Below are 24065 nucleotides of genomic sequence, written 5' to 3' on the forward strand. Positions count from 1 at the left end.
CACGAAAGCGGCTCATTCAGTTCGCGTCGAGACGCCGTCGCGCGGTGGCCACGAGTCGATCGAACGAGAAGGTGCTGGCGGCGAGCGCAGCGGTCTCCGGCAAGTATTCGCGCGCAATGTCGGTCAGGACCTGGCCCGGCGGCGCTTCGATCAGCACGTGCGCGCCCATTTCCTGCATCACCGTGAGTGCGTCGAACCAGCGTACCGTGTAGCGGATATTGGTCGCGAGGTCATTGCGGATCGCGTCCGCCGTATACAACGGACGGCCGCCGCGATTGCCGACGTAGATGCTTTGCGGTGCGTGAAAGGGCACGTCCTTTGAGTAGGCGACCAGTTCGTCCGAGGCTTGCGCAAGCAATTCGCAATGCGACGGCACGCTCACCGCGAGACGCGTGGCCTTGCGCGCGCCCGCGGCCAGCGCGCGTTTGATAAAAGCGTCCAGTGCGTCATTCGCGCCCGCTATGACAATCTGGCGCGGCGCGTTCACGTTGCCGATATAGACATGCTGCTGTGTTTCATCGGCATGTCGTGCAGCGAGCGTTTCCACTTGATACTCGGTCAAGCCCGATATCGCTGCGAGGCCGTAGCCGGACGGGTACGCGGTCTCCATCAATTCTGCGCGGCGGCGCACCATCTTCAATGCGTCTTCAAAATGAATCGCACCGCAACTCACGGCCGCGGGGTACGCGCCGACCGATAGACCCGCGCTGATCCCCGGCATGAACCGTTCAGCGGTCAGCGCGCGCGTAAGCGCCACGCCTGCAACCGTCAAGCCGATTTGCACGGCGACGGTCGAGCGCAAGGCGTCCGGCGTGTCCAGAGTGAGCACATCGACGCCGAGCACCTGCGACGCTTCATCGAGCGTGTCGCGCACCGCATGATGCTCCGGCAGACGATGCAGGAACCCATCGGTCTGCGCGCCCTGGCCGGGGAAAAGCAGCGCGAGCATCAGGCGTCGTCGCCGTGAGACGCGGGGCCCCACGGATCGGCGATCAGTTGCGGGCCGCGCGCGTGGCGCGCCAGCACACGCGGTTTGCCCGCTGCCCATTCGGCCAGCGCCACGCCGCCGGCGGGCGTATCGAGTTGCGCGTCCACGCGAACGCCGACGCGTTGCGCGAGCGCTTGCAGATAGTCGAGCAATTCAATCGCGAGGTTTCGCGTGAGAGGTTTTTCCTGCGTTCGGATAAGCAGATCGAGATCGCTCGATGCCGTCACCGTCGGTACTTGCGTCGCCAGCTCGAAACCAGCGCTGCCGGTCGGTCCCCAGACGAAAGCATTCAACGGGCCGGTCGCGTCGTTTTGCAATGCGGCGAGTGCGGCGAAAGCGGGCAATGCATCACGGCCGGCGAGCGGTCTACGTGAAAGAGCTTCCGGCGACACGGCGCTCACCACATCCGCCGACGATGCCCACGTGCCGTACCGCTCCGACCGCCCGATACCGCGCATACCGATCGCCACGAACCCATCCGCCGCCAGCGCGCGTCGGACGACCGCATACGGTGCGCGCCCGAAAGCCTCGCGCACCCACGACGGTTCATTGTCGAATGCTTGCAAGCGTTGCAGACGCAGCAAGTCGTGCGGCCGCCATCGCGCATCGCACGACGACGCGTGGTCAATTGCAAACGGCGGCGCGGCACAGGCTTGCATCACACGGCGTCCCATTGTTCGGCGAGACGCCGGCGCACTTCGATCGACGCCGCGCGATTTTTCTGCGCCGCCTCGGATTCAAGCCGATGCGCGAGATTGCGGCGGCCATCGTCGCGCACGCTGCGGATCTGCTCGCTCAACACCTGGCGCACGCGCTCGATCTGCGCGGCGTCCGGGGCATCGGCATCGACGCCTTCGACCAACTGATCGAGCAGGCCGAGTTTGGCGAACGACGCCATCGAGTACGACATCGGCACGATGGTTTCGCCGAGCGCGTCGAGCGCTTCAACCGTGCGGCGCGTGACGCGTGCGGCGGCTTCTTTGCCCATCGCATGAACCATGGTGCCGGGCGCGTCGAGCGCAACGATGCGATTGCCTTGATAGCCGTGCGCGAGGAACGCACCCGACATCGCTGGTCCGACGATCAGCGCGATCACCGGATGACCCGCGTCGCGCGCGGCGGCGTAGGCATCGACGGCCGCGGCGCACGCCAGGTGAATGCCGAGCATCTCCTCGCGATAGCCGTACGCCTGGCTTTTCACGTCGACGATCGCGACGATCGGGCGGCGCGTGCCGCTCGCTTCGTCGCGCGCCATCGCGTCGCGCACGGCGCGCGCGAGCCGCCAGCCCTGTTCGAGGCCGACCACGTTATCGGTCGCGCGTGGAAAGCGGTTGGCGGGATCGGGCACGACCGAGAAGTAGTGCGCGGTCTCGCCGCCGAGCGGCGCGTCGCCGCTCAATACGGGCGCCTGAGTGATTGAGTCACCGGCCAGCGCCTGGAACCAGCGCGCGCCGCGGCTGAGTTGTGCGTCGCTCATGCTTGCTCCTTGCGCGATTCGTTTTGCGTTTGACGGTTGAACACGTCACGCATGTTTTCGGGCGTGACGCCGGCGGGATCGATCCGCGCGAGCCGGTCGAGGAACACGTCGACCTGTTCGGTGCGATGCGCGGCAGGCACGCCTTGCTCGAACGCGGAACGCACGGCGGCGCGCACCGCGTCCGCATCGTCGTCGACCAATGTATCGGCGAGGGCCGTCGCCGTGCGCTGTTCGCCGCCGATCAGTTGCCACACGCGGCGGCGGTCGCTGGCGTCGAGTTCGTCGATGCCGGCTTCCTGCTCGATCACTTCGGGTCCGTTCATGCCGAGCCGCCCTTGCTTCGTGACGACGAGGTACGAACACAGCGCGGCCGCCAGCGACATGCCGCCAAAACAGCCGACCATGCCCGCGATCACACCGACCACCGGCACATGCCGCCGCAATGCGACGATCGCCGCCTGAATCTCCGCGATTACCGCGAGGCCGAGGTTGGCTTCCTGAAGCCGCACGCCGCCGGTTTCGAACAGCACGACGGGCCGCACGATCTTGCCGCGTTCGCAGTCGCGCAGGGCCAGTTCGAGCGCCGCGGCGATCTTGCTGCCCGACACTTCGCCGATGCTGCCACCCTGGAAGGCGGATTCGATCGCGGCCACCACGGCGGGCTCGCCGTCGATGGTGCCGCGCGCGATCACGCAGCCGTCATCCGCCTGGCAGACGACGCCTTGCAACGGCAGCCACGGCGATTCGATCTTGTCGAACGGGCCGAGCAGTTCGCGGAAAGTGCCGGCATCCAGCAGCGAGCGGGCGCGCTCGCGCGCCGGCATTTCGATGAAACTCTCGCGCAACATCGGCGCGGGTTGAGCGGTCGCCACCGTATTCATGCGTCGTCTCCCTGTTCGGCGGCTTCGACGGCTTCGGCGAGGCGCAACGCCACCACGCCGGGCGTCGCGCCGAAGTCGTTGATTTCGATTTGTGCGGCGCCATCGTAGCGCGTGAAAAAGCGGTCGAACACGCTTTTCCAGATGTGGCTGTAACCGTCGACGCTGGTGCGCACGACCACGTGCGCCGTCAGCGCGCTAGCCGGATCGGCGGGCGAAAGCAGCACTTCCAGATCGCCCGAGCCCACCACGCCGACATGCGCGCGGGTCTTGACGGCGCGTTTGGCCGGATAGTCGAAAGTCAGATGTTCCATGAGTCGGGGCTCCTGTCGGTGTCGTGATGCGCCAGCATGTCGAGAAAGAGAGTGGCGGCGAGCAGATCGGCTGCGCCGCCGGGCGATGCGTTGAGCGTCAGCAATTCGTGTTCGAGCGCGGCGAGCGCGGCACGGCCCGCGGCCGTCGAACTGCCGCCCGCGTCCAGCACGCGTTGCGCGCCGTGTTGCCCGGCATGCAAACCGTGCAAGCCCGCGCGATGCAGCAGGCAGGTGTCGTCGAGCGTGGCCATGATCGAAAGCAGGGCGTCGACGCGCGCGGCGTTTTCGTCGATGCCTCGCGCACGCGCCGCGCGCAACGCGGGCAGGCCCACGTCGATCACATGCGGGAAGCCGTCTTGCGCTTCGCGGCGCGCGCCACCAACCTGGTAGCGCTGGCGCGCGCGTTCGCCGTGACTGTCGGAAGGCGCGGCGAAGCGATCCGGGAAGCAGGCGATCTGCGCGGCGCGCGTGCTGATCCGCGCTGCTTTCGGACGCACGGCGCCCGCGGGCAGCGCAGCCCCCGCGACCAGCAGGCCGACGATCCAGATCGCACCGCGATGCGCGTTGCTGCCGCCCGTGGCGTTGAGCATGTCGATTTCGCCGGCGCGCCCGATCTGCGCGAGTTCGGTGCGCAGCAACGCGGACGGTTCACCGCGGCGGCGGGCCGCGCGGGCGAGCGCCGCGAAGGTCGGCTCGAGCGCGTGCGCCGAGCGCAGCATGATGTCGAGGTCGAGGTCGCGATGCGCGCCGCTGCCGCGCCGGTCGACCAGCGCGGGTTTGGGCGTGAGCTGGGCTTCGTCGATCAGCGCGGTGATGGCGTAACGGGCGAGTTGCGCGTCGGAAAGCGCGGGTACAGCGTTAGCGCCGCGCGCCTGCGCTTCTTCTCGCGCGAGCAAAGCAGAGGGCGCCATGCTCACCAGCTCCTGAAGCGCGCCGGCGGCTCGTACAGGCCGCCCGACCACGTCACCAGATCGTCGATGCTGCGTGCCGCCAGCAGCGAGCGCTTGGCCTCGCCACGCCGGATGCCGAGATCCTCGGGATACGCGACGATGCCGCGCCGGCGCAACTCCGCCGTCTTCTCCGGCTTCGCGCGCAGTCCGATCGGCGTCACGCCGGCCACGGCGGCGATCGCCGCGCGCCGCTCGTCGATGCCTTCGGCCTTGTGCAGATGCGCGATGCCTTCCTCGGTGACCACATGGCTGACGTCGTCGCCGTAGATCATCACGGGCGCGATCGGCATGCCGCTTTTCGCGCCGACCGCGACGGCGTCGAGCTCATCGACGAAGGTCGGCTCGCCGCCTTTCTTGTAAGTCTCGGCCATCTGCACGACCAGCTTGTGGCCACGCGATACAGGACCCTCGTCGCGCAGCAGCTTGAGCCACGCTTCGCTCGAATGACGCCGGCCGCGCGGATCGTGGCCCATGTTCGGCGCACCGCCGAAGCCGGCGAGACGCCCGCGCGTGACCGTCGACGAATTCGCGTCGGCATCGATCTGCAAGGTCGAGCCGATGAACAGATCGACGCCGTATTGCCCGGCTAGTTGGCACAGCACGCGGTTCGAACGCAGGCTGCCGTCGTTGCCGGTGAAGAACACGTCCGGACGCGCCTCGATATACGCCTCCATGCCGACTTCGCTGCCGAAACAATGGATGCTGTCGACCCAGCCCGATTCGATCGCGGGAATCATGGTGGGATGCGGATTGAGCGTCCAGTTGCGGCAGATCTTGCCCTTCAGGCCGAGCGATTCGCCGTAGGTGGGTAACAGCAATTCGATCGCGGCCGTATCGAAGCCAATGCCGTGGTTCAGCGAGCTCACGCCGTAGGGCTCGTAGATGCCGCGAATCACCATCATCGCGGTCAGCACCTGCAAGTCGCCGATGTGGCGCGGATCGCGCGTGAACAGCGGCTCGACGGCGAACGGCCGGTCCGCCTGCACGACCACGTCGACCCATGAACCCGGAATGTCGACGCGCGGCAGTTCGTCGACGATCTCATTGACCTGCACGATCACGATGCCATGCCGGAAGGCCGCGGCCTCGGCGATGGTGGGCGTGTCTTCGGTATTCGCGCCGGTGTACAGATTGCCGTGACGGTCGGCCTTTTCGGCGCACAGCAGCGCGACGTGCGGCGTCAGATCCACGAACATGCGCGCGTACAACTCGACGTACGTATAGATCGCGCCGATTTCCAGCTGGCCGTCTTCGAGCAGTTGCGCGACCCGCAGGCTTTGCGGGCCGGCAAACGAGAAGTCGACCTTATGCGCGATGCCGCGCTCGAACAGCGTCAGATGCTCGGGGCGGCCGATGCTCGAAATCAGCAGATGCACGTCGTGAATCTTTTGCGGATCGACCTTGGCGAACGAGCGGGAGAGGAAATCCGCCTGCTTCTGGTTGTCGCCTTCGAGGGCGACGCGATCGCCCGGCTGAATCAGCGTTTCGAGCGCGTCGACGATGCGCTCCGGCGGCAGCACGCCGTCTTTGAGCCAGGGTGCAATGGCGGCGAGGCGACGGTTCTTTTCGTCGCGGCGGGTGGTCCACGAACGGGCGGCGGTGGGTGTCGATACTGCGGACGCAGCGGCTTCGGCGGGTCGGTTCATCGGCTTAGTCAGCTCCCGGTGGTGGCGCGCGGGCGTCTGCCGCGCGGCTTGGGTTGATCCGCAAGCACGGCTTCGGCCTGCGCGCGTTCGGTGAGGAATCGATAAAGCAGGTCGCCCGTGCCCAGCAGATGCGCGACGACCAGTTCTTGTGCGGCGGGAATGTCGCGGCGTTCCACTGCGTCGAGCAGCGCGGCGTGTTCATTGTCGGACGCGCCCTTGTACGACGGCAAGCCGAACTTCAGACGCAGATACCGTTCACCGCGGCGATGCAGCGTGCCGATCATCTCCTCGAGCTGCGGACGGGCAGCGGGCGCGTACAGGCTCATGTGAAACGCCACATTGCGCGCGACGTAAAGCGATGGGTTCGCCTCGAGTTCGGCGGCGCGGCACAGGCTGGCGGACTCGCGCAACGTGGCGGCCGTGTGCCTGGGAATCGCGAGCCCGATGGCGAGACTCTCCAGCGCGGAACGGATTTCGTAAATTTCGCGCGCTTCTTCCGCCGACAAAGGCGCGACGGTTGCGCCCTTATGCACGGCGGCTTTGGCCCAGCCTTCGCTCTCCAACTGACGTAGCGCTTCGCGCACGGGAATTGCGCTGACCGAAAAATGCCGCGCGATCGCGTCCTGCCGCAGCGGCGCGCCGGGCGCCAGCGTGCCGTCGACAATCGCCGCACGCAGCGCCTCCGCGATCACGCGGGACGTGCTCTCACGCGGCGCCGCCGCGGGTAAAAGCGGGGTGCGCGCCGGGGCGTCCAGGGGAAAACCATCTATTGCGTCGCTCATGATATCAAATATTATATATAAAAATTCTGCAATTAAACGCGGGCAAACCCGGAAAGATCTTCACCGTTCATTGCACGAAAGCCGCTGAGCGGTCGTGCAAAGGCGCTGCCGTTCATCGCAAACGCGCTATCTCGTCGTTCCTGTCACGTATGCCAACTGTTGGACCGGAGGAGCATGATGAATTCACTCACCGACCGCACGTCGGTCACGCGGCGCCGCACGCCGCTCAATCGTTCGCAGATCGCAGGTTTTTGGGGAGCGTGGGCAGGCTGGACGCTCGACGGGATGGATTCGTTCATCTACGCGCTCGTATTGACGCCCGCTCTGACTGAATTGCTGCCGCGCTCGGGCTATGCGGCGACGCCGGCGAACGTCGGGCTGGCCGGCTCGATCCTGTTCGCGCTCTTCCTGGTCGGGTGGGGGTTGTCGTTCATCTGGGGGCCGCTTGCCGACCGCTACGGCCGCACCAAGGTATTGGCCGGCACGATCTTCACGTTCGCCATTTTCACGGGACTGGCGGCGACCTCGCACAACGTGTGGGAACTCGGTATCTATCGCTTTATTGCGGGCGTCGGCATCGGCGGCGAGTGGGCGCTGGCCGGGACTTATGTGGCCGAAGCGTGGCCGGAGGATCGCCGCAAGATGGGCGCCGGTTATCTGCAAACGGGTTACTACGCCGGGTTCTTCCTCGCCGCGGCGTTGAATTACACAGTCGGCGTGCATTACGGCTGGCGCGCCATGTTCCTGACCGGCGCGGTGCCGGTGGTGGTCGCGATTCTGGTTCTCTTGCGCGTGAAGGAGTCGGAGAAGTGGGAGAAGGCAGAGGCTAGCACCGTGCGCACCAAGCCGCTGCGCGAGATCATGGGGCCGGCTTATCGGCGCCGCACCTGGGTCGCGTGCATTCTGCTGACGATCGCCATCATCGGGCTGTGGGCGGGCGCGGTGTACGAGCCGTCCGCCGTGATTCAGCTGGCGACCAAGGCCGGCATGGCGAAGAACGACGCGATCAGAACTGCTTCGCTGGCTACGGGGTTGTTGTCGATCGCGACGATCCTCGGCTGTCTCGCGCTGCCGCCGCTCGCTGAGCGCATCGGCCGCAAGAAGACGCTGGCGATCTACTTCCTCGGCATGGCGGTGGCGATCGTCGGCAGTTTCGGCTGGGCGTTTTATTTGCCGAATGGGCTCGCGCCGTTCGTTGCGTGGCTCTTCGTGCTGGGCTTCTTCGGCGGCAATTTCGCGCTGTTCAGCTTGTGGCTGCCGGAGCAGTTCGAAACTCGCGTGCGGGCGACGGCCTTCGCGTTCTGCACGTCGTTCGGGCGGTTCGTCGGCGCGGGCGTCAACTTTCTACTCGGCGCGGCGGTGCTGCATATGCATACGCTCGGGGTGCCGGTGGCGTTGACGGCGCTCGCGTTTGTCGTCGGGCTGTTCATCATTCCGTTTGCGCCGGAGACGCGGGGCGAGGTGTTGCCGCAGTGAGGTTGGCAGCTTGAGCGAAGAGGGTCGCGCGCGCGTTGGGCGTGCGGCGACCTGTCAATCCACCTGCCGCCGCACCCGTCCGCCTGGCCGCAGCACCGAAAGCAACGGCCAGCCGAGATTCACCCCCAGACTCGCCACCACGATCAGTACCATGCCCGCCAGCTGCAACATTGACAATGTCCGTCCGTACACGAGCGCATCGACCACGATTGCCGTCAGCGGATACACGAACAGCAGCACGGCGATGATCGGCGTGCTCAGCTTGGGCAACGCGCCGTAAATCAGCACATACGAAAGCCCCGTATGCAGCACGCCCATGCCGACCAGCCAGAACCACTGCATCGGTCCGATATGCACGGCGGTGAGCGGCGCGATAAACGGCAGGCACACCACACCGACCGCGCACTGCGCGAGCGTCAGCAGATGCGGCCGCAAGTTGCCGAGTCCTTTGGCGATCAGCGTGACGCTCGCGTACAGCACCGACCCCACCAGCGCTTCGCCGATCCCGATCAGATAGCTCGTATGACCCTGTAGATTCTCCGTGGCCGCGACGCCCGACGCGAGCACGAGTCCCACAAAAGCAGTCGCAATCCAGCCGAGCCGGTCCATGCCGAGCCGCTCGTTGAACAACGCCGCGCCGATCAGCACGACCCAGAACGGCTGCACGTGAAACACCACGGTTGCCACCGCGATGCTGGTGCGATGAATCGCGTCGAAGAAACCGACCCACTGCGTGACCATCAGCACGCCCGAAATCAGCGCCAGCGCGACGGTGCGCCGCGTGAAATGCGCGCGCGTGAAGAAGCCTTGCCACGCGCAATACGCGGCGAGCGAGAGAAAGCCGAACAGGCAGCGAAAGAATACGAGTGTGAGCGCGCCGAGCCGCGCTTCCTCGACGAAGATGCCGAGCGTGCCCATCAGAAGCCCGCCGCTGGCCAGCGTGATGGCGCCTTGTTGACGTTGGGTGAGGGACATGCGCAACGGCTCCGCGAATCGTGAAAAATATTCGAAAAGATGGCATCAAAAACGCGAAAAGCTGGCGGCTTCCGCACTGAACTCCTCGATCAAGCGGTCGCGTTGCCACGTGGGTCACCGAAGTTTCGCGTGGAGAATCGATAAGTACAAGCGAATAAAATTTAAAAATCTCATAAGAAAAATTGATAAATTGCGGCGGCCGACACATAGGGTACGGATTGTCGTGAACGCGTTCTTCAGGTTGAAGATGCTGATTGGGCGGCCTCTAGACGGAATCTTGATGACTTGTCGCTCCGAATACTCTGTACGCGATTCGAGAGGAAAGTAGAGCGATTTGGCAGAGACACGAGGAGACCGTCGCAATGGTTGCGCGGGGCGATACCTCGACAGTGAGTTGTAAAGCGCGCAGGACGGGGCTTTGGCAAAAGCAAAAGTTGGCAACGCTTTAAGAAAAACATGAAAAAGTGGCTTCGTTTTTTCCCCCTCTAACTACTTGATTTCATAGGGGGCGCGTGAAAGCAAATCGGCCAAAACAGGAAAAGTTGGCCGAGCCCACTTTTGCGATGGCTCAAGGCCGATTACGCGGCGATTCCCCTCGAGTCGACGATTCGCAGACACTCGTCGAAGTCTCGCCACCGGGGGGTGTCCGCTGACGACGGACCGGCATTCTTCCGGACCCACCGTGGCGATGAGCGGAAATCGGAACAGCTCCGGCGCTCAACACGCCTGAATCAATTCATGTATATCCGGTGCCAGCGACCGATTTTCTGTCGGGCGACCAACCCAGCGATCGTCCATTAAGCTGGGGCGGAACAAACCGTGTCGACAAAGCTCGCCGAGCGCAGATTCTCAGCCCTAAGGCTCGACGTTACTTCAGCAGGGTGTCGCCGCAAAGTCTCCCGCTTCGCTCCTTGGCCTCCGTGACATGTTCTGAAAAATTGAGACCCGCCATCCTCCGAAGAGTAGTTAGCGAACCTCATAGATAAGATCTGGGCTGAACTGCCGGTTTGTGCCAGCCACAGAACAGCCATCGACTCCTGGTAAAGGACGGCCCCGAGGGTTGCAGATTATCTTCCGGCCATGTTCCCGATAGTCGGACGATGAGTGAACGTGCCCATGAATCCAAAGGTCCGCGCCAGGGATGATATGCGTCAGATCGCTCGCAAAGCTTGCAGCCGCAAGCGTCCGTCGGAAACGCTCGTTCAGAGAGCGGCAATGCGGAGCATGATGGGTGACCACGACTGTCGGCCCCCTGAAAGGACGGGTCAGTTGCGCATGTAGCCAGCTCGTCGCCATACGATGCTCCGAAACAACGTCTTCGGGACTAAGTGGCCTTCCGGATCTGTTCAAGATTCGTGCGAAATCCGGCGAGGATGCGGCCTGCGCCATTGACTTCCTGTGGGCTCGGTTCAACCTGAAGTCCGACCAAAGGGTGCACCCGAGAAACCGAATCCCGTTAAGTTGCAATTCATCGCAAACGAGCACCTGCACCATTGTTCCTTGGGCAAGCTGCTTCACTCGGATCTCCAGGTCACCGATACGAGACCCGTAGTACTCGTGGTTGCCCAACACATAGATCACAGGAACCGGCCAGTCGGCGAACATCGTTACTGCCGTTTCGCCGCGATGGATATCCCCGGCAAGCACGAGCGCGTCCGCTTTCGCGGCAGGCGTTAGGCCCCCAAAACGGGCCTTGATTCGCAATCGCTCTATGTGTAAATCCGACGCTATCTGTAATTTCATCTCTAGCAGTCCTCCGGTCGCGCAGGCGAGATAGTCGAACAAATTCAATATATATATTGAATTGTATCCGATGAACTCCCGTGGATCTGATCCCGTCGGCGTATCAAAAAGCAGTGCAGGATCCTTTCGGTAGCCCTGTCATTACCTGCTGGCGTGGGAGGGATCTCCAGCACGCGCCGATGCCAAAAGGCCACGCTGAACTAGTGCACGACTTCCATTGGCGTGCTTCCGGCGACGGGTTTCTGGTTGGAGTCAGATGGTGAGGTTCTTTGACCACCCGTCGGACGTCGCCGTCCAATCCTGCGCTTGCTGTGTTGCAAACAAAGGGGAGCGGCGGAGCGAAATTCAATATATATGTTGAATTATGCTCCGCGATATCGCATACTCCGTCAAGGGTGCCGCACGGTAGGGCATATCGGTCCCCTTTTTCCGTGGGGCGAGGTACCCCACATCAGGCGCACATCGGGAATGTGTCGTACGTGGAACGAGGGGGTTCGAACCTAGCGATTTTGGGGGAGCGATGTTGTTTGCGTTGCCGTTCGATTCTGAAGCACCAACTATCTACCTGAACTTGCCCGGGTTGGTCAGGAAAGGGCAGCTTGTGTCGCTTCTGGACTTCGCGTTCGTCCTTGCCCAGATGCTGGAGCCGTATCCGTCTGTCCAACTTGTGTTGACGAGTGTCTGGTTACATTGGTTGAGTATCGAAGAAATTAATCGGCTTCTTCCAAAGGTCGTCCTAAGGCGGGTTGTTACGTGCGCCTATGCCGTGTCTCCTTGTCATCGGGATGTGCGGGGTGGGACATCTGATCCGCGATCGGTCATTGAACACGCGCAACGGAACCGAATCGGAAACTGGATTGCACTCCACGACGGAGCATTCGAAGTGCCGAACGACTTCGAGCACAACTTCGCTTGCATGCGCAAAGGAGAGGCGCTCTCGTCAGCCAACGCACAGAGTTTGGTGAAAGCGTGGTTGGCAAAACACGCCAAACAGATATCTCGCAATGATGTCGAAATTACAACGCGCTTTCTTTGAACGGTTGCGTTGCCACGCCCTGAAATATCGTCGGCGGCTGTCGCCGACATCGACTCCCGCTTTAGTATGTGGCACCGTGCGTCAGACGAGTTGACTTCCGTAAATGAGCAGCGGGAGGGTCTGTATGCAAAGTCAGTGACCGCGACACTTTTATATCTCCAGGTCCGGTGTGGAAAGGCTCGTAACGAGGCGGAGGCGCGCCTAGATACGATCATCAAATGGGTGTCGCACATACCGCAGTTGCTGCCGCCATTATTCCTCGCCCAGGCTTTGGTCCAGTAGACGAGAGCGATGACGTGGTCAGCATCGTGCGCAAAATTCCGACGCAGGCGGCGAAACGCGAGCGCTCCGCTCGACACGGGGCTGACGTTGTCTATCGCTGCTGTCAGCAGCGACAAGATGCCGTCGCGGACCGGGTGCCCCCTTGCATGGTGCACACGCGGTCTTTCTCGTTGGATCAATGGCTTAAGGTGCTCCTGGGAGAGATATCCACAGACTTGCTCACAAAAACTGGGGATAAGTTGCACGTCGACGAGCGGCCCGAATCGGACACTCCAACAGATGTTTTCTCTCGCGACGGCGGGCCGTCATCTCACCACGGGATTGCGTACATGGCCTCCAGCCTGGGTCGTATCACTGGCACGATTGACAGGAACAGAGCGTGAAACGTCGGGCGAGATGTTTTCCAGTTTTCAGCCTCAAGTGCATAGAGAAGGTCCTCGAAGAACACTCGCCGGCCGCAATCGAGGAAGCCCTCGAGGTCGACCCAGTCGGCAACGAGCTGTCGCAGAAGACCATAGTCGCCGATATGTGACAGTAGCTCCCCCCACAAACCATACTGAGTGACTTCCGACATTAGCAAGGGCGCTGATTTATCGAGCGCCTGCAGGATGTGTTCAGGTACGACGGTGGCTGAGCCGTCTGGCAGGGATTCGTCCATGTCCGCAATGAGGTTGACTGCAGCAATCATCGCAAATTCAAGTGTTTCCTCGTGGTCAGCGAATCCAATGTCGTTCATTTTCAGTTTCTCCGGGGTGGTTATGTTTTGCCGTTGAAACATATAGATGCAAGGTTTATCCGTGCAGCAGACGGAAATGCACTCCCACGTCGATGCAAATAACGGTGCGGCCCAGTCGGGGCGGCGTGAGAGGAGGGTGGCCACTACCGACGCGGGAATCCTAAGGGAAGAGGCGGGCTAAACCTCATTTGCTTGACACTGGATGCGAAATCATCCAGTGCCCCAGGCGGCTAAGGCCACACGGCCGTTCCTTAAATGGGTGGGCGGTAAGTCCCGCCTGCTTTCAAACATCATTCCCGAGCTTCCAGCGGGACAGCGACTCATCGAGCCCTTCGTTGGCGGAGGCGCCGTATTCTTAAACACAGAAGGCTTCGAGCAATACTTTCTCGGAGATAGCAACAAGCACCTGGTCGAGCTATATCGCGTCGTGGCGGAGCAACCCCAAGAATTTATCGCGGTAGCCTTGGAATTCTTTGATGAGCAATATCGTAGCCGGGAGCGTTACGTGGACGTGCGCCGCGCCTTCAACAGTGAGGGCGACGTCCTCACGCGTGCGGCGCAGTTTCTTTACCTGAATAAATTTGGATTCAATGGTCTGTGTCGATACAACCGCTCGGGCCAGTTCAACGTACCCTATGGGAACCCGGTACGGGTTCCTGGGCTTCCTGAAGAAGAAATCCTTTCTTTCGCCCGCAAGGCGCAGCGGGCGACGTTCGTACACGGCGACTTCGCTGATCTCGTGCGGTCGGCCCAGCCAGGCGACGTTGTCTATTGCGATCCGCCGTATCTGGACCGCGATGACAGCCCGAGCTTCCGGGGATACGGGGCAGCAGGGTTCGGAATGGACCGCCAGCGTGAACTCGCAGACCTAGCGAGGGAGCTCGCGCAGCGAGGTATTCCGGTTGCAATTTCGAACCACGATTGCGTGGCCGCATATGAACTCTACGAGGGGGCAAACATATTGACCTTTCCCGCGCGTCGTTCAGTAAGCGCAGCGGCCGGTTCTCGTGGCAATGTCAAAGAACTCCTGGCAGTTTTCGGAAGCCAGTAGCCGGCGGCGTTGACCGATTGCGTTCGCGTGGGTCCAGACTTGGCGCCGCAGATGATCGTTATGCGTGCGCGATGTGCCTCGCTCTTCAAAGAGCGCTACTCGTGGGATTGGACGGCAGTTGACGCTACCACGACATCACGATTCCCTTTGGCAACTCCGACGGAACCGGCGCTAGTCGTGCCTGCATTCTTTGCCGAATTGATAACATCGCGCGCAGGATTTTTTCTGCCTAAACCGGTCGGCGTGGAAACGACACGAGCCTTGCTGGGCGGACCTTAACGGGCTACAGGCTTGTTATCAATTGACGCCAAGCGAAAATTCAACATATATATTGTTGAGAGATTTCGCCTGTTCACTGACACTCTGGAATTTCGCCAGAAGGTTGGTAATGATCGACCGTCCGCCCATCGGCAAGGTTATCCGATCCTTGCGCCGGGAACTCAACCTCACGCAAAATGAGCTGGCCTCCCGCTGCGAGATTACTAGCCAGTACCTTTCGCTTCTGGAGCTTGGACGCGTCAACGTCTCGCTGGACACGCTGCTGGTCATTGCAGCCCAGTTTGAACGGCCGCTCTCCTCGATTCTCCTCGAGGCGGAAACTCTCATGGCGGCGATGTCTCCGAAACGCAAGAAGCGGAAGCCCGCAGCCTGAAGGATTTTTTCGGGTTGGCGTCTCGGGTTCATGATGACCCCACCAATCGACCTTTGCCCGAAGCTTGTGTCTCGCTCGTCACGTTACAGGTTGCCCAGCTATCCCGGCTTTGCGTTTCTGGCTGGTTGCTGACATCCGCTCGCGCCTGTATTCTCTCGCCACTTCACGTGCAGGTCGCAGCTTCGACGCGGCACAGTACTCGAATTCACCGTGGGCCGGCGCTTCCAGCCTGGAGTCGGCCACTTCTATGTCGTTGCGCTGCGCGTGATGCAGAGGTACCTGGTCATCTGATCCACATAATAGTTCGCAAAGGGGTCGACCGCCGTCGGTGCCGTTGTTTGGCTCAATGCGGTTCCCAAGCGAACCCGCAGGCGCCATCAGATGGCGCGGCGAAGTGACGGCTGGCGAAAAATTCGGTGATCTCGCCCCTGCATTGTTTGAATCCACCAAGGCGTTCTTATGGTTTGTCGGGAAACGGCGTCGAACGCCGCCACCGCATCCACGACATCTGCGAAGCAGATTTACTTCCGGAACCTTCCGCCTGTCCTGATTTCGCTGTTAAGTGCAAGCTGAACGGCCAGCATGCTGAGCTAAGTCGGCTCGGGGAGATAGTCTCGTCGATGAGTGGCGACCTGCTCAACCAGCCTGATTCCAGTACGGTTCGCGCTTCGCAATTTCGGAGCGTGCGGACGTGCGTTGAACCCTACAAGCCGCAAAGCTCTACGTCGCAGTCCTTCGTCCATCAATTCAATATATATATTGAGTTGATGGACGAAGTGAGACATACTGATACCGTCGGTGAGCGCACAAGAGACTGGAGAGAAACCTGACGGCCCAAGATGGGTTGGCGGCGCGGAGGGGTGTCGTCGGAGCCCCCCGGCGTGTCAGCGATTTCTGAGCCGATACCGGGTCGGACTCAGTCCTTCAGAAGGCTGTAACCAACGTATTCTGGCATATGCCTTGGAAGTCCAATGAAGCTACAGATGGCTTCGGATTTGCGCCCCGAAATGGCACTGAAGACCTTGATGGTTCAGCGCAGCAGCGTTCGTCGTCCGGATGAAGGATTTTCCGGCCGGAAGACGCGTGAGAGCGTCAGCAGAAGACTTTTCGATGGCCGGACGAACGACCGGGAAACCCTTGAGAGTGAGGGTGATCTTCGATTGCTGTAAAGGAGCAAGGATGCGGAATGTTCTCTTTCTCGATATTGACGGCGTGCTCCATCGGGGAGTCGCGCGTCGGTCTGGCAGGGGCGTAGTGAGCAGTGCTCCCGGACATATTGAGTTGTTCGAATATGCTCTGGTTCTTGAGCAATTGCTGCACCCGTATCCCGATGTCGAGATTGTTGTATCCAGTGATTGGGCACTCGTAATGGGGCTAGAGTTTACGCGTAACGCGATCCCTTCAGCGCAGTTGCGCGAACGCATCGTAGGCGCAACGTTTGATGGATGTACTTTTGATTCACGGCTATGGCCCATGCTTCCTCGAGGCGATCAGGTGCTCGATTATGTGAAGAGGAATGCTCCGTTGCGATGGTTGGCAGTCGACGACCGCTCGGATGGCTTCGAAGCGTTTCGGGATCAGCTCGTTCACTGTCAGACAGAAGTGGGGCTCGGCGATCCCGCCGTAGTAGAACAGTTTCGTCGCCGGCTCATTCAGTACTTTGGAGACTTGCCTGGCTGCGGTGGCGACGAGTGAGGCGAGGGTGAAGAAAAAGGCGCCTCGCAGGCCTCATAGGCAACACCTTGGCGCGAAGCGCAAGCTGCGTTTGCGCAAAGGACTTAACGACGCAATCGACGCGGGTCTTGAACCCATTATCGATGTGATAACTCCGCGCGCGTTTGTGGCGGTGATGACTATGTCGAGCGCAGAGCTCGGCCGAGCGTTCAAACGAGCACTGAGAGACGAGCTATACGAAGCGCGACGCCGGGTTAAGTCGCCCAAATAGCAACCATGCTGTACAAGTGGAGGCCCGATGAGTTTATATATACATCCGCCAGGTGAGGGCCCAGGGGTTGTCTATCTGGAACACTGGTCGATACGCGAATTCGAGAACGGAAAAAGGTTTTTTGTCGGATTCAGTCGGGAGTCTCAGGATGGTCGCGTAAGTACCGAGATAGTGGAGCTAGACGGGGCCGCCCGTCGAGGACGTACAGCGAGCGGTCGAATTTATGAACTCGTCGGTTTGAATGGATACAACAGTGATGCAGAGTACGTGTTCGGCTGCGTCGCGACGATTATTGGCGGCGGTGGTGCCTGGCGCAACGTTACTGCTGAACTGATCCCTGATTGCGGCGTAAGGGGATCGGCGGTGACCGAAGATCTCTCGCTCGAGGCTGCCGCGCAATTCCTTGGCGTGTCGCGTACATTCGTTAGGAGCCTCATCGACGACGGCAAGCTCCCGAGTCGCATCGATAAGACTGGTGGTGGTCGGATTCGACGCATACCGACGTCTGCCCTCCGTGTGTACCGGGAGAAAATGCGTGTTCGACAAAGAGCGGGCCTACAGCAAATGATGGAAGCATCGGAGCGCGCGGGTCTTTACGATGCTGAAATTGAGGACCTCCCAAAGCGTCAACGGCACGAGGGCGAAAATGAATAAAGTTCTGTTAGCCGGACGAAGCCTGGACTTTTGCGCCTATCCCCCAAAGTCCGGTGCCAGAAAGGACGATGGCCAGCTTTGGGCGTCGGCCTATGCGAGCATTCCATCTGTCGATTGGTAGAATTTCTACTCTAGGTGAGGCATGACTAGCTTCGGTGATGAAACAGCAACTCCGAGAGATTCAACTTCTTCATATCGATGCTGTGCACCATTGAGCAGATGGCGGTAGCGAGACTCATATGGACGAGAAGAAAGACGTCAGAGATGATCCTGCATCTAAAAGGCATGTCTTATTTCTCGATTTTGACGGTGTGATGCACAGGCTTGGAGCGGTTCGAACGCGTCGGGGCATCATAAGTACCACCCCATCGATTCAACTATTTGAGTTTTCGAATATCCTGATTGAATGCCTCGAACCGTATGCGATTCTGGAAATCGTTCTTTCGACGTCATGGGTGCGTGCTTTAGGTTACCAAAGAGCAAGGAACGCTTTGCCACCGTTGCTCAGGGAACGGGTCGCCGGCGCGACGTACCATTCGAAATACTACGACGCTCGGGCGTGGCCTACGATGGGGCGCGGGATTCAGATTCTCCGCTACGTCAGGACTCATCGTTTGACCAGATGGCTCGCGGTTGACGATGAAATCGATGGTTTCGATGAGTATCTTTCTCACGTGGTCCGTTGTGACGAAAGACTCGGGTTGGGCGATGTAGAGACTCAAAATCTCTTAAAGCTTCGCCTTGCAGAGCAGTTCCTGTAGCCATCCATCGACTGGCACGCCGACTGCCAACGTCCTGTTCTTGTCATCGACAATGTGCTCCAACGCGGCTTCGCATATCGCAACAGCGACCGAATGATGACCAGACCGCCCGACTGCCTATTGCTCGATATGTTGATTTTTTAACCGCGAGAGCTTTGGGCGAAGACGTGAGAGTCCGCGAACTGATGGCCTGTCTGGAAAAAGCAGATCCGAATGCTTACGTGTTGGCCTTTCCGGCTTACGCGGATCCGTCGGACGGCGACGAAGTTGGTGAGGTCTTGGTGCCTCAAGACTTGTGGGTGCATGAACATGGCACTTGCGTTGGAACAACCTATGAGGCGTTCCTGCCCGCAACATTTGCGGAATCCGATCCGGCGCGAGAAGTGGCCAGTCGAGACCACGTTCGAGTGGTCCTGATCGGGCCGGAACTCGGAAACTTCCGTGTTGGGTCGATATGGAGTCATCCTTCCGAAGCTGGCGACGGCCAGGAGAATAGCCGCGACGATGCCAGATGAAAGGGCGAGGGCACTCATTGAGGCGCGCAGGCTACTTTTGAGGTTGTCCAGATTGTCTGCGGAACTTGACGCGGGTGAACTGCGAGAACTGGCAGTTCGCATCCTCAGGCATTATCCCGACGACGGGATGATTAGATTGATTGCTGGCGAGACGATATGGCTCGAGTGGCCCCAACGGGAAGCGGGGAGATATTGATTGGTGTCGAGGGGCGATTTTTCTCAAGATTGACTGTATCCATCCCTTGAGGACTTGCTGCGGGCGCTATAAAACTGTTTGTACATGCCTCTGTGCGTAAGGACGCGGTACTTCCGTATCGCGAGTGGCGATTCTACGTTCTTGTCGTGGTCTGGAAGGCGTTCAGAGAAGAACGCGGGAATACGGATCGTGAACAGAAGCGAACGATTCCTTGCTTCGGGCTGCAGGATAAGTGATCCTAGATCGTGTAGTCACGGGAGAAAGTGACAATGACCGAAGTATTTGCATACGGCTACGTAGCTTGGTTGACTCAACGTCCAACAGGATTTTCATTGTCTGGCTACATCGATGGGGTCGAATTCGACGTTATTGCGCAAGCTCCTCAACAAGCGGAGAGATTGTTCTCTCGCGCTGCGCGACGGGCATGGCTGCGCCGGAAGTTCATGCGTATTCTGAGACGAAAGTATCCAGCCCGGGAGATGGTCTCCTCTGCCGACGTCTACTATGATGTAACTGTTCTGTTGGCGATCCGCGTTGCGATTTCTGTATCGGCGCGTGCGTTGACGAGACGTATCTGCCGCCACAATTGAAACGAAATGTCTGGCGCGCGCGAGGGCGCTAGGGAATTGCGGGCGGCGAGGCGCGGCTAGCGGACCAATACTGCGCCGGCAGGATCGAAGGTGAAGCCTGCGTTGCCCGCATGAGACGGCCACCTAAAGGTGGCCGTTGGTCTTTCTGGCGACACTTCGAACGCTCATATAGCGATGCCCGGCGCGCTAGAATATTCGCCAATTCCACCAAGACCAAACTGCGATGTTCGAAGTTACCCCAGACGACATTCAGCGACTGAACGACACCGATTTGCGTGAGCTTGTTGCTCTGCTTTGTGAGGCCGAGCTGGCTGCGCAGGGCCTCTCGACGGCGGCGGTAACGTGGGGTGGCAGCCAAACCGCCCCTGATGGCGGGCTGGACGTTCGGGTCGAATTGACGTCGCCGCCCTCGCCCGAAGGATATGTTCCTCGTGCCTCAACAGGCTTCCAGGTCAAGAAACCAGATATGCCACGCGCCGCGATTCTCAAGGAGATGCGGCCGAACACGACAATCCGGCCTGCGATTCAAGAACTTGCTGACTCAGCTGGGGCATATGTCATCGTCAGTTCGCAAGGCTCAACAGCAGACGGCGCCTTGCGTGACCGTCGCGAAGCAATGCGCGAAGCGCTCTCAGATGTACCCGGTGCGGCAGAACTGCATACCGATTTTTACGACCGCCGGCGTGTCGCAAGCTGGGTTCAGTGCCATCCAGGACTGATCGCCTGGGTCCGCCAGAAGGTGGGGCGCGCGCTTAAGGGTTGGCGTCCCTATGGTGAGTGGAGCGGCGCAGGCGAAGGAATCGAGACGGAATACCTGTTCGATGCGAAACTTCGCGTGCACCTCGGCTGGCAGCAGAATTCCGAGGCTACCTCCGTCCCTGACGCGATGGACTCGCTACGCGACGAACTCCGAAACCCTGGAAGCGTTGTGCGGCTGGTCGGCCTGTCAGGCGTCGGAAAGACCCGGTTCGTTCAGGCGTTGTTTGATGCCCGTGTCGGCGAACGGGCGCTCGCCCCTTCACACGCCGTTTACACGAATCTCTCGGACGACCCGGACCCGCAGCCGACTGCGATGGCAACCAACCTGATAGCAAATCGGGCGCGCGCCGTTCTGATAGTCGATAACTGTCCGCCAACACTGCATCGTTCGCTCACAGAGCTCTGCCGTGGCCCGGACAGCACAGTCAGCGTGCTCACGGTCGAGTACGACGTTCGTGATGACCAGCCCGAGGGTACACAGGTTGTAAGCCTGGATACCTCATCACCCGAACTCATTGGCAAGCTGGTCGAGCGTCGCTTCCCGCACTTGTCCTCGGTAGACGCGCGAACCATCACGGACGCCTCTGGTGGTAATGCACGAATTGCAGTTGCCCTCGCCGGGACGGTGGGGCGGTCCGGCAGCATCACCGGGCTGTCGAACGATGAACTTTTCGAACGGCTCTTCTGGCAGCGACATAAGCTGGACGATGCCTTGCTGCTTGCGGGGCAGGCCTGCTCACTCGTGTATTCGTTTGATGGCGAGAACCTTGAGGGGGAAAGCGCGGCGTTGGCTCGCATCGCGTCTCTCGTCGGCCAAACCGCCTTGACGTTGTATCGGCATGTCGGCGAGCTGCTCCGGCGTGAGCTCGTCCAGCAGCGAGGTGTGTGGCGAGCTGTGCTTCCACACGCGCTCGCAAATCGCCTTGCAGCGCGTGCGCTTGAGGATATCCCGTACTCGCTGATTGAGAAGATGCTCGTCACGGGTGGCGACGAACATCTGGCGCGCTCATTCTCGCGACGCCTGTCGTACCTCACTAGCCATCCCAAGGCCATTGAGATTGCTCGCAAGTGGCTAAGCGATGGCGGCATGCTTGGCGATGTTACTGCCTTCAGCCCGCTGCAAACTACGATGTTCAAGAATGTCGCGCCCGTTGACCCTGAGGCAACGCTCAGGGCGCTCGAGCGCGCTGTTTGCGCCGGTCAAGAGACCGCTGCTGAGGTTTGGGTCGAAAACGCGAGGTTGTTGCGCTCCCTCGCATACGACGCACCGCTGTTTGAGCGAAGTGTTGCGATGCTTGGGCGTGCCGCGACCGAAGGCCGCGATTCACACAAGGCGGAGGAGGTGGGGCAATCATTTGCCTCGTTGTTCACAATTCAGCTATCGGGAACTCACGCTTCCATTGCCCAGCGTCTGGGCGTGATCGAGCGGCTATTAAAATCCGGCGAGCCCAAGTCCGTGACGCTTGGCATGAGCGCATTTGGGAAGGTGCTGGTCGCAGACTACTTCACCTCTTCGGAACACTATGATTTCGGCGGGAGGTCTCGAGACTTCGGCCACTCCGCAAACACTGTCGAGGAAGTTCAGCGGTGGTATCGTGCCGCGCTAGCTTTTGTCGCGAGGCTGGCGTTGGAGGAGAATGTTCTCCGCGACGAACTTCGTGCACTCGTCGCGGGTAACTTCCGGGGCCTATGGGCGCAGGCCGGGATGTTCGATGAACTGGAGCAGTTGAGTCGAAAATTTGCAGATGACGGGTTCTGGCAAGAGGGCTGGGCTGCTTGCATGCAAACACTCAGTCTGGATGGCGAGCAGTTCGATCCGGCCACTACGGCCCGACTCCGAGCCCTGGAAATCGAGTTGCGTCCGCGTGGACTTGTCGAACGTGTACGCGCAGTGGTGTTTGGGGAAGTCTCGGGTGGCCTTGACTTGGAAGACATGTGTGTCGGGCGGGCGTTTGCCGACGAGTCTGAACGACTTGCGGCACTTGCACGCGAACTCGGGGTGATGGTCGCGTCTGATGACAATGCGTTCGCCGAGCTTGTTCCCGACTTCCTTTCAGGCGGGAGCCAGGCGTGGAGTTTCGGCACGGGACTGGCCGCCGGGTCTGCAGATCCGGTCGCAACGTGGTCGCGCATCGCAGCAACTCTTGAACGAGCTTCGTCGCAGAAGTGGGACGCGCACGTGTTGCGCGGTTATGTCGCCGAGGTCTGGAAGACAAATCAGAATACTGCCCAACGGATTCTGGATTCGGCCTATGAGCATCCTGCACTTCAGCCTGTCTTCGTCCAGTTGCAGGCGTCGAGGCCGCTAGATGAAAGGGGCGCTGCGAGGCTGATCGGTGCCGTCGGGGCTGGAATGAGCCCCGTCTCGCAGTTCAGCTATCTGAAATTCGGCGGCATCACAGCGGAGTTGCGGGGAGCCGCACTGAAGGAGTTGTTGCTTGCAATTGCCTCTGCTCCCGGTGGCTGGGGCATCGCCATGGAAATCCTGCATATGCGGATTTTCGCTGATCGCTCTGCGAAGCGTCCATTGGACCATGGAATCGCAGAGGCCGCTTACGAACTCATGGGGGCGGCGACGTTTGTGTCGACGAACCGGGAGCGACTCGACTATGAACTGGCGGAAATTGCGAAAAGCTGTCTCGCGAGCGCTGATGCGGAACGTGTTGCTGCAGGCCTTGCCACAAAGTTGAGGCAGGCCGGTATTGACCATGTAACAAACTGGTCGGGTCATGTTGACCTTCTGCGGGTGCTGCTGGAGTTTCACCCGATTGCGGTGCTTGACGCTCTTTTCGACGGTCTTGAGGAAGAGAGGTGGATCGACACGTTCGAATACCTTGTCGGTCACCGAGGTAATCCTCTTGACGTGGTGCCACCCCGGGTGCTGGTTGAGTGGTGTGACGCTGCTCCGGGTGTCCGGTACAAAGTTGCGGCTTCGCTCGTGCGGTTCTCGAGTCGCGCAGAGTCTGGTGGGCCGTTGTCCTGGTCCGAGCAGGCTATCGCGCTACTGGAAACCCCCCACGACAGAAAGGCGGTTCTTGAGAAGTTCATCGACAGGTTTACCCCTCGGAGCTGGCGCGGTTCACGCGCTGTGCTCATTGAGGCGAATGCTCAATTGCTAGATGCCGCTGAACTTTCCTTGCCGCCCGAGTTACGCTTATATGCTGCGGCAGGAAAGGCTCGTTTATTGGAGGAGGCTGAGCGCGAAAGGCGGTGGGAAGCGGAGCGCGACCGCGAGCGCGACGAGCGCTTTGAACCATAGCCGTCTGGCACAGGCCGTAAGCCTCGGCCGTCCGGGTGCGGATGTCTCAATGGATGAAGGCACTCACCAGCGACGACCTCTTGCCTGCCCCGGACAGGGCTCAGCGGCTCGCCGAGTCAGGCACAGTGCGGATGCCGCACACGACGCTTGTCATCCGCCTCGCGCTGCTTGCGTGCGCGGCGCCGCGTCCCTATCTGCCGTACGGCGTACACGCTTGTAGGGGAGTGCGCTGACCGAACGGACACCTGGGATTTCCGTCCTGACGGTAAAGACTGGAAGATGAGTCGGGAAGTGCGCTTCCGACAGCGCGTTCAAGCGGTGTCAGGCGTCGTGCCGAGGTACCATTGGCTGGTCCGGGGAGAATCCTGGCGCGGCACAACGGGTTTGAACATTAAGTGGC

At 60.6% G+C, this 24065-nt stretch carries 23 protein-coding genes; 12 read left to right on the forward strand and 11 right to left on the reverse strand.

Annotated features, from left to right (window positions below; all coding sequences use genetic code 11):
• Window positions 1-16: 16 nt before the first annotated feature.
• From mdcH to ACFSNN_RS38795, 8 genes are read right to left on the reverse strand one after another with little or no spacing between them, the layout of a single operon-like run.
• Window positions 17-949: a malonate decarboxylase subunit epsilon gene (gene mdcH, locus ACFSNN_RS38760; RefSeq protein WP_134465322.1), complete on the reverse strand. Its 933-nt coding sequence runs from the start codon at window positions 947-949 to the stop codon at window positions 17-19.
• A complete protein-coding gene (locus tag ACFSNN_RS38765; protein ID WP_134465321.1) occupies window positions 949-1647 on the reverse strand; it encodes a malonate decarboxylase holo-ACP synthase in 699 nt (232 codons plus the stop codon). The genes mdcH and ACFSNN_RS38765 overlap by 1 nt, the downstream gene beginning before the upstream one ends.
• On the reverse strand, window positions 1647-2465 hold the full coding sequence (gene mdcE, locus ACFSNN_RS38770) for a biotin-independent malonate decarboxylase subunit gamma (RefSeq protein ID WP_134465320.1): 819 nt from the start codon (window positions 2463-2465) through the stop codon (window positions 1647-1649). The genes ACFSNN_RS38765 and mdcE overlap by 1 nt, the downstream gene beginning before the upstream one ends.
• Entirely contained in the window at window positions 2462-3346 is an 885-nt protein-coding gene (locus tag ACFSNN_RS38775; RefSeq protein ID WP_134465319.1) for a biotin-independent malonate decarboxylase subunit beta, read from the reverse strand. Before ACFSNN_RS38775 ends, mdcE begins: the two co-directional genes overlap by 4 nt.
• The gene (locus tag ACFSNN_RS38780; protein ID WP_012426696.1) at window positions 3343-3657 is read right to left on the reverse strand and encodes a malonate decarboxylase subunit delta; all 315 of its coding nucleotides are present in this window, start codon (window positions 3655-3657) and stop codon (window positions 3343-3345) included. The genes ACFSNN_RS38775 and ACFSNN_RS38780 overlap by 4 nt, the downstream gene beginning before the upstream one ends.
• Complete coding sequence (locus tag ACFSNN_RS38785; protein WP_134465318.1) at window positions 3645-4568, reverse strand: triphosphoribosyl-dephospho-CoA synthase; 924 nt, start codon at window positions 4566-4568, stop codon at window positions 3645-3647. The genes ACFSNN_RS38780 and ACFSNN_RS38785 overlap by 13 nt, the downstream gene beginning before the upstream one ends.
• Window positions 4569-4570: 2 nt before the next feature.
• Window positions 4571-6253, reverse strand: coding sequence for a malonate decarboxylase subunit alpha (mdcA, locus tag ACFSNN_RS38790; protein ID WP_377747547.1), 1683 nt, complete (start codon window positions 6251-6253; stop codon window positions 4571-4573).
• A gap of 8 nt (window positions 6254-6261) precedes the next feature.
• On the reverse strand, window positions 6262-7035 hold the full coding sequence (locus ACFSNN_RS38795) for a GntR family transcriptional regulator (protein WP_134465317.1): 774 nt from the start codon (window positions 7033-7035) through the stop codon (window positions 6262-6264).
• A 177-nt stretch (window positions 7036-7212) separates the two neighbouring features.
• On the opposite strand from ACFSNN_RS38795, the gene ACFSNN_RS38800 reads away from it, so the two are divergent.
• Window positions 7213-8511, forward strand: a complete 1299-nt coding sequence (locus ACFSNN_RS38800) for an MFS transporter (protein WP_208949629.1) — start codon at window positions 7213-7215, stop codon at window positions 8509-8511.
• A gap of 54 nt (window positions 8512-8565) precedes the next feature.
• Here ACFSNN_RS38800 and ACFSNN_RS38805 read toward each other — a convergent pair whose 3' ends face one another.
• Both ACFSNN_RS38805 and ACFSNN_RS38810 read right to left on the reverse strand, forming a co-directional pair.
• Complete coding sequence (locus tag ACFSNN_RS38805) at window positions 8566-9486, reverse strand: DMT family transporter (protein WP_134465315.1); 921 nt, start codon at window positions 9484-9486, stop codon at window positions 8566-8568.
• A gap of 966 nt (window positions 9487-10452) precedes the next feature.
• A complete protein-coding gene (locus ACFSNN_RS38810) occupies window positions 10453-11229 on the reverse strand; it encodes a metallophosphoesterase (RefSeq protein ID WP_377689167.1) in 777 nt (258 codons plus the stop codon).
• Between the two features lie 520 nt (window positions 11230-11749).
• Between ACFSNN_RS38810 and ACFSNN_RS41415 the strand changes: the two genes are divergently transcribed.
• On the forward strand, window positions 11750-12265 hold the full coding sequence (locus ACFSNN_RS41415; protein ID WP_465263096.1) for an HAD domain-containing protein: 516 nt from the start codon (window positions 11750-11752) through the stop codon (window positions 12263-12265).
• A 592-nt stretch (window positions 12266-12857) separates the two neighbouring features.
• On the opposite strand, the gene ACFSNN_RS38815 is transcribed toward ACFSNN_RS41415, so the two are convergent.
• Window positions 12858-13283 carry a hypothetical protein gene (locus tag ACFSNN_RS38815; protein WP_134465314.1) on the reverse strand — a complete coding sequence of 142 codons (426 nt, stop codon included), beginning with the start codon at window positions 13281-13283 and terminating at the stop codon, window positions 12858-12860.
• A 202-nt stretch (window positions 13284-13485) separates the two neighbouring features.
• Between ACFSNN_RS38815 and ACFSNN_RS38820 the strand changes: the two genes are divergently transcribed.
• The 10 genes from ACFSNN_RS38820 (at window position 13486) to ACFSNN_RS38865 (ending at window position 23665) form a co-directional block, all read left to right on the forward strand.
• Window positions 13486-14334 carry a DNA adenine methylase gene (locus ACFSNN_RS38820; RefSeq protein WP_134465313.1) on the forward strand — a complete coding sequence of 283 codons (849 nt, stop codon included), beginning with the start codon at window positions 13486-13488 and terminating at the stop codon, window positions 14332-14334.
• Between the two features lie 388 nt (window positions 14335-14722).
• Complete coding sequence (locus ACFSNN_RS38825; protein ID WP_134465312.1) at window positions 14723-14986, forward strand: helix-turn-helix domain-containing protein; 264 nt, start codon at window positions 14723-14725, stop codon at window positions 14984-14986.
• Window positions 14987-15957: 971 nt separating this feature from the next.
• On the forward strand, window positions 15958-16155 hold the full coding sequence (locus ACFSNN_RS38830) for a hypothetical protein (RefSeq protein ID WP_134465311.1): 198 nt from the start codon (window positions 15958-15960) through the stop codon (window positions 16153-16155).
• Between the two features lie 10 nt (window positions 16156-16165).
• On the forward strand, window positions 16166-16681 hold the full coding sequence (locus tag ACFSNN_RS38835) for an HAD domain-containing protein (protein WP_134465310.1): 516 nt from the start codon (window positions 16166-16168) through the stop codon (window positions 16679-16681).
• A gap of 277 nt (window positions 16682-16958) precedes the next feature.
• Window positions 16959-17585 carry a helix-turn-helix domain-containing protein gene (locus ACFSNN_RS38840; RefSeq protein WP_134465309.1) on the forward strand — a complete coding sequence of 209 codons (627 nt, stop codon included), beginning with the start codon at window positions 16959-16961 and terminating at the stop codon, window positions 17583-17585.
• Window positions 17586-17824: 239 nt separating this feature from the next.
• Window positions 17825-18346 (forward strand): HAD domain-containing protein, encoded by a 522-nt coding sequence (locus ACFSNN_RS38845; RefSeq protein WP_134465308.1) that lies wholly within the window; start codon window positions 17825-17827, stop codon window positions 18344-18346.
• 155 nt (window positions 18347-18501) lie between these two features.
• Entirely contained in the window at window positions 18502-18861 is a 360-nt protein-coding gene (locus ACFSNN_RS38850) for a hypothetical protein (protein WP_134465307.1), read from the forward strand.
• Window positions 18851-19057, forward strand: a complete 207-nt coding sequence (locus ACFSNN_RS38855; RefSeq protein WP_377689168.1) for a BPSL0761 family protein — start codon at window positions 18851-18853, stop codon at window positions 19055-19057. Before ACFSNN_RS38850 ends, ACFSNN_RS38855 begins: the two co-directional genes overlap by 11 nt.
• 269 nt (window positions 19058-19326) lie before the next feature.
• Complete coding sequence (locus tag ACFSNN_RS38860) at window positions 19327-19647, forward strand: hypothetical protein (protein WP_134465306.1); 321 nt, start codon at window positions 19327-19329, stop codon at window positions 19645-19647.
• Between the two features lie 223 nt (window positions 19648-19870).
• Window positions 19871-23665, forward strand: coding sequence for a hypothetical protein (locus ACFSNN_RS38865; RefSeq protein ID WP_134465305.1), 3795 nt, complete (start codon window positions 19871-19873; stop codon window positions 23663-23665).
• Window positions 23666-24065: the final 400 nt, after the last annotated feature.

This window comes from Paraburkholderia dipogonis (assembly GCF_042680985.1).
Taxonomy (GTDB): Bacteria; Pseudomonadota; Gammaproteobacteria; order Burkholderiales; family Burkholderiaceae; genus Paraburkholderia; species Paraburkholderia phytofirmans.